This window comes from Pontibacter roseus DSM 17521 (assembly GCF_000373265.1).
In the GTDB taxonomy this organism is placed as follows: Bacteria; Bacteroidota; Bacteroidia; order Cytophagales; family Hymenobacteraceae; genus Pontibacter; species Pontibacter roseus.
The window spans coordinates 159,082-177,301 of record NZ_KB890769.1 but is presented as its reverse complement, the minus strand read 5'-3'; the positions used below and the strand labels follow the sequence as shown (position 1 = coordinate 177,301).

Annotated in this window: 15 protein-coding genes and 1 rRNA gene; 9 read left to right on the top strand and 7 right to left on the bottom strand. The window is 51.5% G+C overall.

The features are described 5' to 3' along the window. The first annotated feature begins 124 nt into the window (after nucleotides 1-124). Nucleotides 125-236, top strand: a 5S ribosomal RNA gene (rrf, locus tag B051_RS0120000). Nucleotides 237-566: 330 nt separating this feature from the next. On the opposite strand, the gene aspA is transcribed toward rrf, so the two are convergent. From aspA to B051_RS0119975, 5 genes are all read right to left on the bottom strand, one after another. Further along, nucleotides 567-1,976: an aspartate ammonia-lyase gene (aspA, locus tag B051_RS0119995; RefSeq protein ID WP_018480014.1), complete on the bottom strand. Its 1,410-nt coding sequence runs from the start codon at nucleotides 1,974-1,976 to the stop codon at nucleotides 567-569. Nucleotides 1,977-2,010: 34 nt separating this feature from the next. After that, entirely contained in the window at nucleotides 2,011-3,198 is a 1,188-nt protein-coding gene (locus B051_RS0119990; protein ID WP_018480013.1) for a ribonuclease D, read from the bottom strand. A gap of 150 nt (nucleotides 3,199-3,348) precedes the next feature. Continuing rightward, nucleotides 3,349-3,570 (bottom strand): hypothetical protein, encoded by a 222-nt coding sequence (locus tag B051_RS0119985; RefSeq protein ID WP_018480012.1) that lies wholly within the window; start codon nucleotides 3,568-3,570, stop codon nucleotides 3,349-3,351. A gap of 379 nt (nucleotides 3,571-3,949) precedes the next feature. Continuing rightward, nucleotides 3,950-5,689, bottom strand: a complete 1,740-nt coding sequence (locus B051_RS0119980) for a M28 family metallopeptidase (RefSeq protein ID WP_018480011.1) — start codon at nucleotides 5,687-5,689, stop codon at nucleotides 3,950-3,952. 75 nt (nucleotides 5,690-5,764) lie between these two features. Next, nucleotides 5,765-6,250 carry a very short patch repair endonuclease gene (locus tag B051_RS0119975; RefSeq protein ID WP_018480010.1) on the bottom strand — a complete coding sequence of 162 codons (486 nt, stop codon included), beginning with the start codon at nucleotides 6,248-6,250 and terminating at the stop codon, nucleotides 5,765-5,767. 293 nt (nucleotides 6,251-6,543) lie between these two features. Between B051_RS0119975 and B051_RS0119970 the strand changes: the two genes are divergently transcribed. From B051_RS0119970 to B051_RS0119955, 4 genes are all read left to right on the top strand, one after another. Continuing rightward, entirely contained in the window at nucleotides 6,544-9,300 is a 2,757-nt protein-coding gene (locus tag B051_RS0119970) for a 2-oxoglutarate dehydrogenase E1 component (protein WP_018480009.1), read from the top strand. Between the two features lie 96 nt (nucleotides 9,301-9,396). Continuing rightward, complete coding sequence (gene odhB, locus B051_RS0119965) at nucleotides 9,397-10,998, top strand: 2-oxoglutarate dehydrogenase complex dihydrolipoyllysine-residue succinyltransferase (protein ID WP_018480008.1); 1,602 nt, start codon at nucleotides 9,397-9,399, stop codon at nucleotides 10,996-10,998. A gap of 107 nt (nucleotides 10,999-11,105) precedes the next feature. Continuing rightward, on the top strand, nucleotides 11,106-12,509 hold the full coding sequence (gene lpdA / locus B051_RS0119960) for a dihydrolipoyl dehydrogenase (RefSeq protein WP_018480007.1): 1,404 nt from the start codon (nucleotides 11,106-11,108) through the stop codon (nucleotides 12,507-12,509). Between the two features lie 142 nt (nucleotides 12,510-12,651). Next, complete coding sequence (locus B051_RS0119955; RefSeq protein ID WP_018480006.1) at nucleotides 12,652-12,861, top strand: hypothetical protein; 210 nt, start codon at nucleotides 12,652-12,654, stop codon at nucleotides 12,859-12,861. A 182-nt stretch (nucleotides 12,862-13,043) separates the two neighbouring features. Here B051_RS0119955 and B051_RS0119950 read toward each other — a convergent pair whose 3' ends face one another. Further along, the gene (locus B051_RS0119950) at nucleotides 13,044-14,045 is read right to left on the bottom strand and encodes a S41 family peptidase (RefSeq protein WP_018480005.1); all 1,002 of its coding nucleotides are present in this window, start codon (nucleotides 14,043-14,045) and stop codon (nucleotides 13,044-13,046) included. A 221-nt stretch (nucleotides 14,046-14,266) separates the two neighbouring features. On the opposite strand from B051_RS0119950, the gene B051_RS21700 reads away from it, so the two are divergent. Next, nucleotides 14,267-15,367, top strand: coding sequence for a sensor histidine kinase (locus B051_RS21700; protein WP_018480004.1), 1,101 nt, complete (start codon nucleotides 14,267-14,269; stop codon nucleotides 15,365-15,367). A gap of 18 nt (nucleotides 15,368-15,385) precedes the next feature. Then, nucleotides 15,386-16,144, top strand: a complete 759-nt coding sequence (locus B051_RS0119940) for a LytR/AlgR family response regulator transcription factor (RefSeq protein ID WP_018480003.1) — start codon at nucleotides 15,386-15,388, stop codon at nucleotides 16,142-16,144. Nucleotides 16,145-16,169: 25 nt separating this feature from the next. Here B051_RS0119940 and B051_RS0119935 read toward each other — a convergent pair whose 3' ends face one another. Then, nucleotides 16,170-16,730 (bottom strand): hypothetical protein, encoded by a 561-nt coding sequence (locus tag B051_RS0119935; protein WP_018480002.1) that lies wholly within the window; start codon nucleotides 16,728-16,730, stop codon nucleotides 16,170-16,172. 94 nt (nucleotides 16,731-16,824) lie between these two features. Here B051_RS0119935 and B051_RS21695 point away from each other — a divergent pair, with 94 nt between their 5' ends. Both B051_RS21695 and B051_RS0119925 read left to right on the top strand, forming a co-directional pair. Then, complete coding sequence (locus B051_RS21695; protein WP_018480001.1) at nucleotides 16,825-17,061, top strand: PLDc N-terminal domain-containing protein; 237 nt, start codon at nucleotides 16,825-16,827, stop codon at nucleotides 17,059-17,061. A gap of 391 nt (nucleotides 17,062-17,452) precedes the next feature. After that, complete coding sequence (locus B051_RS0119925) at nucleotides 17,453-18,172, top strand: ABC transporter ATP-binding protein (RefSeq protein WP_018480000.1); 720 nt, start codon at nucleotides 17,453-17,455, stop codon at nucleotides 18,170-18,172. The last annotated feature ends 48 nt before the right edge of the window (nucleotides 18,173-18,220 follow it).

Here is an 18,220-nt window from a genome sequence, read left to right as displayed (position 1 = left end):
ACCCGCTCCGGCCGGTCAGAGCCGGCCCGCCCCCTGGCAAACCCTTGCTTTTTCTCTCCCAGCTAGTCAAAACGTAAAAGAGCTTTATCAGCCATTGGCGCCCGCGCAGAAACCGGGCCAAGACAATGGCGGCTATGGCGCCGGTGTCCACCTCTTCCCATCCCGAACAGAGAAGTTAAGCCCGGCTGCGCCGATGGTACTGGGGTCACACCCGGGAGAGTAGGTGGCCGCCAACCCCAACAGACGAGACGGCCCCCGCATCCGACATGGACGCGGGGGCCGTCCGCGTTTAAAGCCAGGCAATTCTTCTAAAAGAGTGTCTGCACAGTTGTGAATTGATACAAGTAAAGCTACAGTATTTTCAATGTACTGCAGCCACGCTTCTTGACCTACTCAAATCGTCAGTAGTGTCAGGTAAGTATCAGTAGACTCATTATTACTTATTAATAGACAGTGCGGAAACACACTCTTTAGTAGGGGGAAGAAACAATTACAAAGAAGAGGGCTTCGCAAACGACTGCGAAGCCCCTCTTCTTTGTAATTGTGGGCAATTTGAGCGGCGGCTTTTAAACGTTTATGAACTTTGGGTGAATGAGGTTCTCGATTGAGAAAATTTCATCCCATTTAGCTTGGGTTATTATTTTCCGTTCCAACACAGTGATTTCATGGATTGACTTTCCTGTTGCCAGAGCTTCTTTAGCAATGGATGCGGAAGCCTCGTATCCTATTATAGGATTGAGAGACGTGACAATACCAATGCTGTTCATCACCATATTCTTGCAAATCTCCTCATTAGCTGTTATTCCGTCCACACATTTGGATTGCAAAGTATAGCACGCATTCTCTAGGTAGGAGAGTGAACTGAAGAGGCTAAAAGCAATCACAGGTTCCATCACGTTCAACTGTAATTGGCCGGATTCTGCCGCCATGGTAATGGTCATGTCTGCGCCCACTACGTAATAGGCGGTTTGGTTTACCACTTCAGGTATAACCGGATTTACTTTGCCGGGCATGATTGAGGATCCCGGCTGCATTCTTGGTAGGTTTATCTCGTTCAGTCCAGCTCTTGGTCCTGAAGATAAGAGCCTCAAGTCATTACAAATCTTGGAGACTTTGACAGCACAGCGTTTTAGCACGCCGGAGACCTGCACATAAGCTCCTGTGTCGCAGGTAGCCTCGATTAAATCCTCGGCTAGCACGACAGGTATACCTGACAAGTCAGCCAGTATTTGTGTTACTATTTGTGGATATCCCTCTGGTGCATTGATAGAGGTGCCTATGGCAGTTGCCCCCATATTAATTTCGCAGATGAGTGCCTTCACCTCATGCAGGCGCTGTATATCTTCACGTATAGTTGTAGAGAAACCATGGAATTCGGCCCCGAGCGTCATCGGAACAGCATCTTGCAGCTGTGTGCGTCCCATCTTCAATACATGGTTAAACTCCTCTCCTTTGACGGCAAAAGACTTTTGCAGTGCCTCCAGACTTCCGATGAAGCTCTGTATTTTCCAGTACAAGGCGAGTCGGAAAGCAGTTGGATAGGCATCGTTGGTAGACTGTGAGCAGTTGACATGGTTGTTGGGGTGCAGGTGATTGTACATGCCTTTCTGATGACCTAGGTGCTCCAGCCCGATATTGGCAATTACTTCGTTCACGTTCATGTTTACAGAAGTGCCCGCCCCTCCCTGTATCATATCCGTAACGAATTGATCAAGATACTCGCCTGCTATGAGCCTGTCGCAAGCATAGCAGATAGCCTCTGTTACTTCTGCACTTAACACTCCGCATTGCTGATTTGCTAGAGCAGCGGCCTTTTTCACATAGGCGAACGCCTTGATAAAGAGAGGCTCTTTGGCGATGGGTATACCTGTGATATGGAAGTTCTCAAGAGCTCGAGTGGTCTGTATGCCATAATATACTGCATCCGGAATGTCTCTTTCTCCTAAAAAGTCATGCTCTTTTCTGAATGTATCCATGTTCTATTGTAGATGTGTCTGTAGAAATACTTGTTTAATTGCATTCATTTGGCTCTGTTGGCTCCATAATAGGTATAGCCATACCTAACTCCTGGGCCGCCTGTAGAACAATGTCGGCTGCATATTTTTTCATGCAGCGCAAGCGGCCGGTCTGGCTGTAGTCCGTGATGAGGCTCTGGTTCATTATCAGCCTAGAGGTATACTCTCCGTACTTCTCCATGATATGCTTTTGCACTTCTGTCAGTTGCTCTTTGCGTCGCTCTGTCTCAGGTGTACGCAGCGGTCTGTGGAAGCGGTTCTCGGGATAGTCATGGCTGATGTGGTTCGTTTTGGCCTCCTCCTTCGCCTGTTGGAGGGCATCTTGAAACAGACGCTCATTCTTAGGCTTCTTCAGGCTTCCATGAATCCCTTTGGTGTGGTTGAGCCATTCATGTACATCCGTGTTGGGGTTATTGGCCAGCTCTACCAAGGCATCGTTCGGAATGACGTAGGGGGCAGGTTTGTCGAACTGGCGGGCCATAACATCCCGGAAAGCGAACATGGCTTTCAGGATGTACTGCTGGTAGTAGTTCAGCCGGAAAGCATGGCGAAGTTTGAGGTGCGGGTTTTCTGGCTCAGTATAGTGCAGTTGCTCCAGCAAGTGGTTCTCTTCTTGCAGCCAGTGCAGGCGCCCGAGCCTCTCAATCTCCTCCAGCAACCTGGCTTTGATTTTGTGCAGGTATATCACGTCGATGGCGGCGTAACGTAGCTGCTCCTCTGTGAGCGGGCGCTTGTTCCAGTTACTGGACTGCTGTGACTTGTCTATCTCCTTACCGAACTCCTCTTTCAAGACTGTAGCCAGCGACGACCGCTCGTAGTTGAGAATCTTAGCGGCTACATCGGTATCCATCACTCCCTTAATGTGGCATCCCATCTTGTCGAGTAATAGGATGTCGTTGTTGGAGTGGTGGATGATTTTTGTGATGGCTGGATTTTCAATCACAGCGAAGAGGGGACTCAAGTCGCTGATGGGGAGTGGGTCAATGATATAGCAGGTGCCATCGCCATCAGCTATCTGGACAAGGCACAAATTGAAACCATAGGTAAAGCGGTTCTGGTCGAATTCCAGGTCGAGCGCAAGCTCGTGACAGCGTTGCAATTGAGCAGCAGCTCCTCGCAACGCTTCATCCGACGCTATCAGCACGATAGTAGCGCCATCCTCTGTCAAAGGCATATTTTCCATATGCTAAATTTAGCAAGTATTAAGGCATCTTGGTATGAAGTGGCGCTTTTTCTTTGAACGCTAGGTATGCATTCTAGCTACTCCAAACAAAAAAGAGGTCTCTGCCAGCTATTGGCAGAGACCTCTTCTATCTCAACTTATTTAATAAGATTACTGAATTGGCTTTTCTTCTGGTATATCATCTGCAACACCATCATTCACGGTGGTGTCCTGTACAGTTGTAGTATCAGCTTCCATATCTGTATTCATGTCCATATCAGTTTCTACTTCGTCAACAGTGTCTGTTTCAGTAGCTGTGTTGTTATCAGTACCACATGCTGTGAAAGCAAAAAACGCGAAAGCAGCGAAAGCTAATTTTATGGTCTTTTTCATGGTTTTCAAGTTTAGTTAAACAAGTAATTTTGTACTTATTTATTCTGTTTATACGGAAAGGTAACCCATAAGATTTTAAAATGTGCCTCCAAAAAGGGTGGACGGTATGTAATGTGCAGGTATACAGCTGGTTTTAAAGGGTAAGTTGATAGCTGTGCTTAGGCTATACCTGATTGAAGATGATTGCCAAAATCAGAATATTTGTATTAATTTAATTTGTAGTTAAGAGTTTGTTAGACGATAGCGCAAAGGCAAAGTACTCAACCTATGGAAAAATGTTGAACTGGTGCGCAGATACATCACAGTTGGATGCCTCCATTGCAAGGGGAAATAGATAGAGCCCCCTTAAGAGGAAGGCTCTATTCTTACCAAGGTATAGTTACTGCGTTGCCTGTTGCTGGAGTGAACTGTCGCGGCGCGCCTTGAACTCTGAGTTGGGCTTCCACTCCGGATAAGTACCTCCATTGGCTACCCGTAGGCCGACTCGGAAGTACAGTTGCAGGTCCTCTACGGCTCCTTGCAGGTTCCAGTCTTCTCGCACCTCGTCACTTACTTTGTGGTAATCGTCGGCTGTGTATTGCTCCTGCTTCTTCGTGATAAAGTCAGCGGCTTGGTCGCGACCTATCACGCCAGACTTGGCGTACAGCGCCGGAACACCCTTCTTGGCAAATTCAAAGTGATCGGAGCGGTAGAAAGAGCCTTTTTCAGGTGAGGCCTCCGGCACAATACGCCTGTTCTGAGAGCGCGCCTCCTCTTCTAGGATGTCCTCTAGCGTCGAGTTTCCATACCCTATCACAATCACGTCTTCTGTCGGGCTATAGGCATTCAGTATATCCATGTTGATGTTGGCCAGCGTCTTGTTAAGTGGGTACAGTGGGTTCTCTGCATAGTACTTGGAGCCGAGCAGCCCTTTCTCCTCAGCCGTGACTGCCAGGAAAAGAATTGAGCGTTCAGGTTTGGTGGGTAGTTCAGCGAAAGCCTCGGCAAGTTCCAGAAGTCCGGCGGTGCCGGTCGCATTGTCGAGTGCACCGTTGTATACCTGGTCTCCCTTCAGCTTGTCGTCTTTGCCCAAGTGGTCCCAATGAGCTGTGTATACCACATACTCCTCCTTGAGTTGCGGGTCAGCGCCCTCCAACTTGGCGACAATGTTTCTGGATTTTATTTCGCGCAGCTGGTTCTTAATAGTGAAGTTAGCCTTTGCGTTCAGAGCGACAGGCTTGAAGCCTTTCTGCTTGGCGGCCTCCTTCAGCCTTTCAAAGTTATTGCCGGCAGCCGTGAAAAGCTCTCGGGCCTTGCCCTCCGTTATCCAGGACTCCACCGCCACACGATCCATGTTTTTGCCGGGGTTGCTGATGTCGAAGTTCTCGCGGCTCCAGCTGCCTGACACCACCTCGTAAGGATAGCCAGCAGGCTCCGTCTCGTGGATGATGATGGCAGCGGCGGCGCCTTTCTCAGCGGCTATCTCATATTTGTATGTCCAGCGGCCGTAGTAGGTCATGGCCTTTCCCCCGAACATAGTACTGTCGAGTTGGTTTGGGTTTCCCGGGCTAGGTATAGGCGGGTCGTTGATAAGCATCACAATCGTCTTGCCTTTCACATCTATACCTTTGTAGTCGTCCCAGCCGTATTCGGGTGCCACAATGCCGTAACCTACAAAGACGATGTCTGAGTTGTTGACGTTGACATCTGGCACAAAGCGACGCGAAACCGCCACATAGTCGCTTGGGAAATTCAGGTTGATGGTTTTGCCGCCTGCTGTAAGGTTGGCTTTTGGTTGTGCTGTGAAACCGAACATGGGCACTTCCTGCACAAAGGTGCCATCCGGGTTGCCGGGTTGCAGTCCTATGCGCTTGAACTCACGAGTGAGGTAGTTGACTGTGGAGTCTTCGCCGGCGGTGCCAGGGCCTCGGCCTTCAAAGGCGTCTGAGGCAAGCACTTGGGTATGGCGCAGCAAATCGTCGGTAGTGATGCTTTGCAGAGCGGGCTGCAGGTTCGTGCTGTCGTTGACTGCTTCTGTTCCGTTCTCCTCTTCAGTGGTTTCGGCCACTTCACGGGAGCTCTCGTTGCAGGCAAACGCGAGCAGGCCAAGCAGTGCCAGGCAGGCTACATTCTTTTTCATAGGGTAGGTTGCTAGTTTAGGTACTGAAGATAATACTTTAATTCATACCTATAGTTGCACCACCCCGCGTTTTGGTCAGGCTGCTACCTGCCAACTGGGCGGCACACCCCGGTGCAGCTCCCGTATCAGCGTGATACAGCCATCCAGATTATCTCGCAACTGGCACTCCCAGATGACGAGCTGATGCCATCCAGCTTCCCGGTACATCATCTTGTAACGTTCATCGCGTTGCTGGTTCCGGCGGAACTTCTCCTCCCAGAACGGCTGGTTTGATTTAGGGAAAGCCGGTTGGCAGTGAGGGCACCGGTGCCAGAAACAGCCATGCACAAAGATGGCTAGCCTTCTGGAGGGATAGCAGATATCAGGCTTGCCGGGAGCTTTACGCCAGTGCAGACGGTAGCCACGCAAGCCGTTTTCCCATAGCGCACTGCGTAGCAGCAGCTCAGGTATGGTATTTTTGGCTTTGTTGCCCCGCATATAACGCGCTGTTTTCTCCTGTGCGGTAAGAGGGGCCGCTGCGGCCGTGGCTTTATATTTCTTAGTTCTCTTTTTGGTAGCCAATGGTGCTTCTCGTGTTGCTCTACCAAAACAACCATTGGCCGCTATAAGTGCCTATGTTTCTATTTACTTCTGCTTCGCTTCGCAACAGGCTATACATCAATCAAAAAGTACATAAGCGGGGAAAGACGCCGCTGCTCTTGCCGATGTCTTAGGGATAACAACTTAGACTAATACAGGTATAAGGGTATGGTAGCTAGTTGTAAAACAGGCATATTTGTGTATGCGAATACATAAAGTTTGATTTCTTGTAAATACTCATAACTTTGCCTTTACACACAGCCGTAAAGTTGACTATGGATAAATATACCTATATCGCCAATGCGCATGGTGCCTACATCGATGAGTTGTACAAAGCTTATCAGCAGGACCCGGAGTCAGTAGACTTTGGATGGCGCAAATTTTTTGAAGGCTTTGAGTTCTCAACAGCCTATACCGAAAACGGACATGAGGCAGATGGCGCAGCCAAAGCCGCTCCAGCCAAGGCTCCTGTAGCCGCCGGTGAATCAGACAAGGAAGTGGCCGTCCGTAATTTTATATATGCCTACCGCACCCGCGGCCACCTGCGTTCCAAGACTAACCCGGTGCGCGAGCGCAAAGACCGTAAGGCCCTGCTCGACCTGAAAGACTTCGGTCTCTCCGAGGCAGACCTGGATACGGTGTTCCAGGTGGGTGAAATCATTGGCATCGGGCCCGCTAAGCTGCGCGACATCGTGGCAGCCGTACAGAAAATCTACGAAGGTCCGATTGGCTACGAGTACATGTATATCCGTGACCCGGAGACGCTGGCTTGGCTGCAGAATAAAATCGAGAAAGAGTTCCTGACCTTCAACCCGGGTATAGAATACAAAAAGCGCATCCTGTCTAAGCTGAACGAGGCGGTGGTGTTTGAGAACTTCCTGCATACGAAGTTCCTTGGCCAGAAACGCTTCTCGCTGGAAGGCGGCGAAACGACTATACCTGCCTTGGATGCTATCATTGACAAAGCGTCCGAACTGGGCACAAAAGAGGTGGTGATAGGTATGGCTCACCGCGGTCGCCTGAACGTGCTGGCCAACATCATGGGCAAGACCTATGAGCAGATTTTCTCTGAGTTTGAAGGCACAGCCGTTCCGGATTTGACCTATGGTGACGGGGACGTGAAATACCACATGGGCTTCTCTTCTGAGGTGGTGACTCCGTCAGGTAATACTGTAAACCTGAAGCTGGCCCCGAACCCATCGCACCTGGAGGCGGTGAACCCGGTGGTGGAAGGCTTTGTGCGTGCCAAGATTGACTGCATGTACGACAGAGACCCGAAGCAAATCCTGCCGATACTGATTCATGGAGACGCGGCCTTGGCTGGTCAGGGAATTGTGTACGAGGTGACGCAGATGGCCAAACTAAACGGCTACCAGACCGGCGGCACGATACACTTCGTCATCAACAACCAAGTAGGTTTCACTACTGATTTCGAAGACGCCCGCTCTTCTATTTACTGTACTGACGTAGCCAAGATAATCGATGCACCAGTGCTGCACGTGAACGGAGACGACCCGGAAGCGGTGGTGTTTGCCGTGCGTTTGGCAACTGAGTATCGTCAGAGGTTCGGAAACGACATCTTTATCGACATGGTGTGCTACCGCCGTCATGGCCACAACGAGGCGGACGAGCCGAAGTTCACCCAGCCACACTTGTACAACCTGATATCCAAGCACCCGAACCCGCGCGAGGTATACAACAAAGAGTTGATAAGCCACGGCGAGATTGATGCAGAACTGGCCCAATCAATGGACAAGGAGTTCCGGCAGATGCTGCAGGACCGCTTGGATATGGTGAAGCAGAAGCCGCTTCCTTACAACTACCAGAGCCTGGAGAAGGAGTGGCAGTCGCTGCGTCGCTCCAAGCCTGAAGATTTCAACCAGTCGCCAGAGACAGGTATATCCGAAGAGGCGATAGCCAAAGTAGGGCAGGCGCTTTCGTCTGTGCCGCAGGGCTTCAAGCCGCTTAAGCAGATTGAGAAGCTGCTTAAGGAGCGCCGGGATATGTTCTTTGAGAGCCGTCAGCTGAACTGGGCTGCCGCCGAACTGCTGGCCTACGGTTCTGTCCTGTTGGAAGGAAAAGTTGTACGCCTGAGCGGGCAGGATGTGCAGCGTGGCACGTTCTCACACCGTCATGCCGTGCTGCGCGATGCCAACACAAGTGCCCCTTACTCCAGCCTAAACTACATTCAGGAAAAACAGCCAAAACTGGAGATTTACAACTCCCTGCTTTCAGAGTATGGCGTGCTAGGCTTTGAGTTCGGTTACGCCATGGCCAACCCGAACGCGCTGGTTATATGGGAGGCTCAGTTCGGCGACTTCGCCAACGGCGCCCAGGTAATGATAGACCAGTTCATCTCTGCCACTGAGTCGAAGTGGCAGCGCATGAACGGCGTAGTGATGCTGTTGCCGCACGGCTACGAAGGCCAAGGCCCGGAGCACTCCAATGCCCGTCCGGAACGCTTCCTGCAGCTGTCTGCCGAAAACAATATGTACGTGACAAACATCACGACACCTGCTAACTTCTTCCACTTCCTGCGCCGGCAATTGGCGCTGCCGTTCCGCAAGCCAGCCATCAACATGGCGCCTAAGTCATTGCTGCGCCACCCGAACGTGGTTTCTCCGGTGGAGGAGTTCACGAAAGGAGGGTTCAGGGAAGTGATTGGCGATGCGAACGCATCTGCAAAATCTGTGAAGAAAGTATTGCTGTGCACTGGTAAGGTATACTTCGACCTGTTGGAAGAGCAGCAGAAGAACAACCGTACCGATGTGGCCATCATCCGTATGGAGCAGCTGGCCCCGTTCCCGAAAGTGCAGCTGGAGGCGGAGCTGAAGCAGTACAAAAATGCGAAAGTATACTGGGTGCAGGAAGAGCCGGAGAACATGGGCAGCTGGATGTACATCCTGCGCACCATGCGCCACGGTGTGGAAGATGTGGTGGCTCGCAAGCCAAGCGCATCGCCTGCCACCGGCTACAACAAGATACACGGCAAAGAGCAGCAGGAGCTGGTTGAGCGCGCGTTTGCCATCTAATCATGGGCAGGTATAGGGGATAATCCAACATGGTGTTGTCCGCTATACCTGCGCATGCGTAATTCATAATTCGTAATTCATAATTGATAAAAAAATATGAGCTTAGAAGTAAAAGTGCCTGCTGTAGGTGAGTCAATCACCGAGGTGACCATAGCCCAGTGGCTAAAGAAAGACGGCGACCGTGTGGAGATGGATGAGGTAATTGCTGAGCTGGAATCTGACAAAGCCACCTTCGAACTGCCCGCTGAAGCCGCAGGCATTTTACGCATCGTTGCGCAGGAAGGCGATACCATTGAAGTAGGCGCCACCATCTGCCGCATCGAGCAGAACGGAGCGACAGGCAGCGCACCGGCTGCGGCCCCTGCCGCCAAACAGGAAACGGCAGCCCCTGCTGCCCAACAAGCCGCCGCTCCTGCTCAAGATTCAGCTCCGGCTGCTGCGCAAGGCACCGCCGAAACTGTGGAGATGCGCGTACCGACCGTAGGTGAGTCTATCACGGAAGTGACCATAGCCAACTGGTTGAAGAACGACGGAGACCAGGTTGCCATGGACGAGGTTATCGCCGAGTTGGAATCAGACAAGGCGACCTTTGAACTGCCAGCCGAGGCTGCCGGTACACTGCAAATTGTAGCCCAGCAGGGCGACACAGTAGAAATTGGCGGGCTGCTTTGCCGCATTGTGGCAGGAGCCGGTGCAGGCGCTGCTAGACCAGCTGCTCAACCAAGTGCTCCTGCTGCCCAGCAGGCGGCTCAGCCAGCCGCTGCCGCTGCGACAGGCGCTCAGACTTATGCTTCTGGCACACCGTCTCCGGCCGCCGGTAAAATATTGGCTGAGAAAGGCATCAACCCAGGTGATGTACAGGGTTCAGGTCGTGACGGCCGCATCACCAAAGAGGACGCGCAGAACGCCCAGGCAAGACCTGCCGCTCAGCCAGCTGCGGCCCAGTCCGCGGCTCCGGCCGCCAAGCAGGAGGCTGCTGCTCCTGCTGCTAGTGGCGACCGCAATCAGCGCCGTGAGAAAATGAGCTCACTGCGTAAGACAGTTGCCCGACGCCTGGTACAGGTGAAAAACGAGACGGCCATGCTGACTACCTTCAACGAGGTAGACATGAAGCCTATCATGGACATCCGCGCGAAGTACAAAGACAAGTTCAAGGAGAAGCACGAGGTGGGCCTTGGTTTCATGTCCTTCTTCACGAAGGCGTGTACCGTTGCCCTCCAGGAGTGGCCAGCGGTAAACGCTATGATTGACGGAAATGACATGGTGTTCAACGATTTCTGCGACATCTCCATCGCCGTCTCTTCTCCAAAAGGCCTGGTGGTGCCGGTTATCCGCAACGCGGAGCAGCTGACGCTGGATGGCATCGAGAAAGAAGTGATTCGTCTGGCCAAAAAAGCGCGCGACGGTAAATTGTCTATTGAGGAGATGACGGGCGGTACCTTCACCATCACCAATGGTGGTGTATTCGGCTCCATGATGTCGACGCCAATCATCAACGCGCCGCAGTCGGCTATACTAGGTATGCACAACATCGTGCAGCGCCCGGTTGCCGTGAACGGACAGGTGGAGATTCGCCCGATGATGTATTTGGCGCTCTCTTATGACCACCGCATCATCGATGGACGTGAGTCCGTGAGCTTCCTGGTTCGTGTGAAAGAGCTGTTGGAAGATCCAATGAGACTGCTGTTAGGCGTTTAATTTATTGAAAGAATGGAGGAGGGGTAAGCGACAGAGTTTGCTCCTCCTTTTTTTGCTTAGAATCAAATACAGAACGAGGGTTCGGCTCTCACTAAAGTATAAAACAAATGAAATACGATGTAACCGTAATCGGTTCTGGTCCTGGCGGATATGTGGCGGCTATACGCTGTGCACAGCTGGGGCTTAAGACTGCTATTGTTGAAAAGTATAACGTGCTGGGTGGTACCTGTCTGAACGTAGGCTGTATACCTTCCAAGGCGCTGCTCGACTCATCGGAGCACTACCACAATGCGGCGCATACCTTCCAGACGCACGGCATTGAGTTGGACAACCTGCAGGTGAACATCCAGCAGATGATTAAACGCAAGGGCGAAGTGGTGAAGTCAAACAACGACGGCATTGCGTTCCTGATGAAGAAGAACAAGATTGACACATACTATGGCCTGGGTTCTTTCGTGGACAAGAACAGAATCAAGGTAGCAGGTATAGACGGCAACGTGCAGGAGATTGAGACAGACAAGACCATCATCGCGACAGGTTCTAAACCGACAGCGCTGCCCTTCCTGCCAATTGAGAAGAAACGCATCATCACGTCTACAGAGGCTTTGTCGTTGACAGAGGTTCCGAAGAAGATGGTCATCATTGGCGGTGGTGTGATTGGTCTGGAACTTGGGTCTGTGTATGCGCGCCTGGGTACCAAGGTGCAGGTGGTAGAGTACATGGATGCCATCATCCCGACCATGGACCGCTCGCTGGGCAAAGAGCTGCAGCGCATCCTGAAGAAGACGCTCGGCTTTGAGTTCTTCTTCAACCACAAAGTGACCGGTGCCACCAACGAAGGCGAGACCGTGACTGTGACGGCCGAAAACCCGAAAGGGGAGACGGTGACTTTTGATGGGGACTACGTGCTGGTATCGGTAGGACGCAGGCCATATACCGAAGGCCTTGGCCTGGAGAATGCGGGCGTGCAGATGGGAGAGCGCGGCATGATAGCCGTAAACGACCACCTGGAGACGAATGTACCGGGCATATATGCCATAGGCGACGTGGTGCGTGGCGCTATGCTGGCCCACAAAGCCGAAGAAGAAGGTGTGTTTGTGGCCGAGCACATGGTAGGGCAGAAGCCGCACATCAATTATAACCTGATTCCGGGTGTGGTGTATACCTGGCCGGAAGTGGCAGGCGTAGGCTTTACAGAGGAGCAGTTGAAGGAGCAGGGCCGTGCCTACAAGACAGGTTCCTTCCCGTTCAAAGCCTCTGGCCGTGCCAAAGCGTCTATGGACACCGACGGGTTTGTGAAGGTGCTGGCCGATAAGGAAACGGATGAGATTCTGGGCGTGCACATGATTGGCCCGCGTATAGCCGACCTCATTGCCGAAGCGGTGGTAGCAATGGAATTCCGTGCCTCTGCAGAAGACATCGCCCGCATGAGCCATGCCCACCCAACCTATACCGAAGCCATGAAAGAAGCCTGCCTGGCCGCTACGGATAACCGTGCGCTGCACATTTAGTGATTAGCCTTAAAGCAAGGTATAGAAGAGCCACCTCCTAAAGTGGCTCTTTTTTTATAACTATATAGCAATACCAACTTTATAACGATGTAGCCGTAAAGCTATAACATGGAATATTTATAATGTTATAAACGGCCTTGCTATGGAGCAGATGAAGCGCGTACCCGGAAACACCATCAGGTTGATTTTTGTATTGGGCTTTATTCTGCCCCTGCTACTGGCAGGCTACGTCGGCGGCAGTGTAGGCGCAGGTATAGCAGAAGTATTCCTAGTCTTTTGTATGGTCTTCCTGTTCAGTTTTTTGTCCTATTGGATAGTCGCCAGGGCAGTGGTGCTGCAACTGGAAGAATAAGTCAGCCAACCATACCTTACCCTGGCAACAAAGCCTGTTTGGTAGCAGCACCGATAGTTGATGATTTTATAGCACGTCGGATAATATCATTGCTGTTAACGATAAAGACAGATACCCACATAATAAAACAGGCAGTGCTATTCTTAGGAGTAGCACTGCCTGTTTTGATTTATCTCAATCTGTTATTTCTTGGGTTTGTCGATGTGCCTGATGGCGGCGCTGATGTATAAGTAGCTGTTCGTGATGGTGCTTTTCGTAAGTTGCAGGGTGATGTCAGGAGTCAGCCCTTTGCCGTATACCCTGCCGCTGCGGTCCGCCGCTCTGGAGGAGGTCAAGTTCAGCCACGCACCATCCGATAAAACTCTTGGGTTATTGCCGGTGGTCAACCCAACTGTGTTGGTGCCTATGAGCTTTGTATGCTTCCTGCCTACAAACGCGATGGCCGTCATTTCGCCTGAGCTTGCGGTGCTGCTTCCTATCAGCACTGCTATGGGCAGGTTCTTGCTTTTTACCGTGTATGGCTTTTCAATGCTATGCTCCAGGCTGTCGAACAGGCCGGTGACTGCCCCATTCTTGTAGGTCTGGTAGGTTATCTTGTTATCTGCATCTGCCCAGCCAATCAGTTTCCCTTCCCCTAACAAAGGTATCAAACCCGCATACATTGGTTCCAGGTTTCCACCTTGGTTCAGGCGCAAGTCTATAATCCAGCCTTTGGGGTTCTGCGCATCCAAAAATTTGATTACGCTCTGCACAGAGTCTACAAAAGCGAGCTGTTCTTTGTTCTGCATAGCAGCAAAACCAGGTATGGAGATAAAGGCATACTTCCCGTCAATCATGTTTCCTGTTGGCATAGGCAGCTTTTGAGTAGTTGTTCCGGCATACCCTGATTCTTTCAAAGAACGGATGATTTCGGGCTCGTATAGCCTGCTGTGGCCGTCCTTCAGTTCCGCTAAGGCATAGTTGATAGCCGGGTAGGCTTCTTTTATGGTGCTGACGTTCTTCGCTTTCTCAAAGGTCTGGGCATAGACTTTGTCCCAATCCACCTGGTGCTTGTGGATGGATTCTCTCTTCATGATATCCAGCGCCTGCGTCACATAGGCCTTCACGGAGTCGGGCATTGTTTGGGCGAAAGAGAGCTGTACAGAGGCAAAAAGAAGAACGAAGATGCAGAGTGGCTTTTTCATGGGTATAGTGTGTGTTGTGTCTGTAGCGATTAACTGATACAAACATACACGCCCCGGAGCAGGCCTAGCGAACACAATACACCAACCGGCGTTTTCAGTTGACGAACGCCAGATGAGGGGCAGAAACAGGTTGCTACAGCAGGTATAGCGGTTGCTGTATGTTTTTACTTAGTTGGTATATTTTGCTAGTCATATTCAAATCTATTCTTCTATTTTTAGGGATGAATAAGAAGAAAATCATCCTCTTCCACTGCCTGTTCTGGTTCTTCGACTTCTTCAAGGACACGATTTACGGCTTCCAGTATTACTACTTCTATGATGCCCAGTACACACTGGCCTCGCTCTATAAAACCACGGCCATCGACTTTGTGCGCACGCTGCTGACAGCGGCATTGTTTTATGTCAATGCGCTGGTGCTGGTACCCTGCTTTTTCGGCAAGGGCAGGTATGGGCTGTATGCGCTGAGCGTGCTGCTGCTGCTGGTGGCCTTTACGCCGGTACACTACCTGCTGGAAATCATCCTTTTGAAGTACTTCAGTTGGGCCACCTATGGACGCGAAATTACGATGGTCTGGATTTTCCAGAGTGTGCTCAACGCGAGCCTGATGTACCTGATGCTAGGTATAGCTTATGGCTATGTGGTGGACTATTTCAAGGCGCAGGACGAGAAGAAGGAGCTGGAGAAGGCAAAACTGACCACGGAACTAGCCTTCCTGAAGTCGCAGATAAACCCACACTTCCTGTTCAACACCATCAACGACATTTACGCGCTCACCTACCAGAAATCAGACCTTGCGCCCAATGCCCTGCTTAAGCTGTCGGGTTTGCTGCGCTACATGCTGCGCGAGAGCGAGCAGGAGCGAGTGCCGCTCAGCAAGGAGGCCGATTACCTGCAGGATGTCGTGGAGCTGCAGAAAATCGGGCTAAAAGGGAATGCCTACATCAGGTATAGCTGCGCAGGAAACATGGCAAAAAACCATATTGCGCCGCTCCTGCTCATCTCCTTCGTAGAGAACGCCTTCAAACACGGCATCTGCACAGACCCGGCCCACCCGATAGACATCCGGCTGCAGGTAGAAGGTGGCACGCTGCTGTTCAGGGTGTATAACCGGAAAAACAGAGACCAGAAAGACAGGACCGGCGGCATCGGGCTGGCCAATGTGCGCCGCCGACTGGAGTTGCTATACCCGGACAGGTATGACCTGGGTATCTCTGAAGACGAGCATACCTATACCGTCAACCTCACTCTACAACTGCACAACATCCTGGCTGCCAAAGCCAAAACGATGAAAGCCAAGGCTATACCTGCAGAGGCACTTTAGAACTGAATAAGACACACCATGAAAACAATACGCTGCCTTGTGGTAGACGACAAACCCCTGGCCCTGGACATCCTCACAGACTACATCAACAAGATAGATTTCCTGGAGTTTGTGGCCAGTACCACCAGTGCGCTGGAGGCGCTCCGGCTCGTGGAGCAGGAAAAGATAGACCTACTCTTCCTGGACATACAGATGCCTGAGCTGACAGGTATACAGGTGATGAAGATTCTGGGGGACAAGTGCCGCGTCATCCTGACGACCGCCTACACCGAGTATGCGCTGGAGGGCTATGAGCACAATGTCATAGACTACCTGCTCAAGCCCATCGCCTTTGACCGGTTTTACAAGGCGGCGCAAAAGGCACGGCAGCTCCTCGAAATGCAACAATCCAACGTGCCGGCTCCCGCGCCTCAACCGATAGAAAACGCAGTTGATAAGATTTCCCGCGACATCATCTTTGTGAAGACGGAGTATAAAATCGTCAAAGTGAGGTTGGATGACATTCTGTATGTGGAGGGTCTGCAGAACTACGTGTCCATCTACACGAAGACGGAGCGGATACTTTCGCTGCGGAACATCAAGAAGATGGAAGAGCAGCTTCCGGGCCAGCAGTTCGTGCGGGTGCACAAGTCCTACATCATCTCCCTTGACAAGATAGACTCCATCGAGCGGAACAGGATTTTCATAGGCGAGGCCGTCATACCTGTAGGCGAAACCTACAAAGAGAACTTCTTGGCGATGATTGAGCACCTGAATACTTCCCCCAGCAAACCCTAATCCTGGATAATAAAGCAAGCTATACCTAAGCCAGCAAACCGAGCACCCGCTCAAAACCCGCTGCTGCACCTAGGTCTTTTACGGGTGGCAGCCCCAGCCACTCCACCCGCACCCGGTTGACCAGCTGTACATCAAGGGCAGGTATGTCTGATTGTCTGGAAGCGATGCTGGCGGCCAATGCCGTCTTGGGTGTGTTGGCTTTGATGCGCCAGGTATGGGGGGAGTAACGGGCCGGGTGCAGGTGCACATGCCTACCGGCCACAGTGCCCCAGCGCAGTATCCAGCCGGAGCCATCCGATAGGGGCAGGGTGCTATAGTCTGCGCCACCAGCGTTGAGGTGGAGCCGGAATGCGGCGGGCCGCAGCAGGCTCTGGCTTTGCAGGTATACCACTACCTCCTCGGCTATCTGTGCCACTGTCATCTGCCCGATATAGACATCCATTTGCGAGGAGCCCAGCGTGCGCAAGGCCGCTTGCAGTTCCGCCGTGGGAGCATGCAAACCTTGCTCTATGAACGCTTTGGCATACCCCAGGTGGTGTTTCAGAGGGTGAAAAAGGACCGGTTCAGGCAAATCAGGTGAGAACATGGGCTTAAATACAGAAGCGGAGGCAAATTTTCAGGCAATTCGTAGTTGTTTTATTGTAAATATTATATATTTAAACGAACCAATATTTACTTCTATGATGACAAGCGCAGACATTACTTTCGGTGGACTAGGTCCTTTTGAGTTGCTCCTGCTCACGCTTCCCGTGGCCCTATGGGGTTTTGCCATTTTTGAGGTGATGACCAGCTCGTTCAAAGAGTCTACGGATAAACTCATTTGGTTGCTTGTGGTGGTGGTGCTGCCTGTAGTGGGCATGGTATTCTACTACGCTTTCGGCAAAAAAAACCTAGTGCCATCGCCCGAAGAAGCCTGATTCACATCCTATTTGATTCATTAACAATGTAACAGGCCTGCTTCTGCAGGTCTTTTTTTTATGCCCTTCGCAGCCGTATGGCCTATCCCATACCTGGTGCTGCTCAAAAAACAGGGAAGCACAGGCAACCTTCACTCATCCTGCGGCATCTATTCCAACAAGAGGTGCTGTTAGCTCAAAACCGGTTTGCTTTTTACTTAAGGAAGGTAGGCTTTGGCTAAAAAACTTCCACATTCAAGCTAAAAATTACTGGGTTTGGTAGAAAACCAAGAGCAGTTTGTCGAGAATGAAGCGTTGTAGGTATAATACAGCGTAAAGATTAACAAAATATATAGTACCTTGTATTGCAAACTAGCGTACACATAGTTACCGGCATATCCATTCTCCGCCTATGATACACTTACACAACATTCACAAGTACTATGCGGTGGGGCACAACAAGTTGCATGTGCTCAAAGGTATAGACATGGAAGTGCACGAAGGGGAGTTGGTGTCCATCATGGGCTCTTCCGGCTCCGGCAAGTCTACCCTGCTCAACATACTGGGCATACTGGATGACTATGACATGGGCGAGTATACCTTGGCCGGAACCCCCATTCGCAACCTGTCGGCTGCGAAGGCGGCCTATTACCGCAACAAGTTCCTGGGGTTTGTTTTCCAGTCGTTCAACCTGCTCTCCTTCAAAAATGCCATGGAGAACGTGGCGCTGCCGCTCTACTACCAGAACGTAGGCCGCAAGCAGCGCAACAAACTGGCCCTGGAGTACCTGGACAGGGTAGGGCTGAGAGACTGGGCAGAGCACTCGCCAAACGAGCTATCGGGTGGGCAGAAGCAGCGCGTCGCCATTGCTCGGGCCCTTATTTCGCAGCCCAAGCTCATACTGGCCGACGAACCGACCGGAGCCCTCGACACGCAGACCTCTTACGATGTGATGGACATCTTCAAGGATGTGAACCGCAAGGGCATGACTGTCATCATCGTGACGCACGAGAATGATATCGCCGCCCAGACGCAACGCATCATACGCTTGAAAGATGGGCTAATCATGGACAACGACCAACAGGCAGAGGAGACAATCTTGGCTGCAGAAGCCGTCGCGGCCAAGGGTTAGGCAAAAGACATATACTACCAATCAACCACCACCAGTAACCAGCAAAGA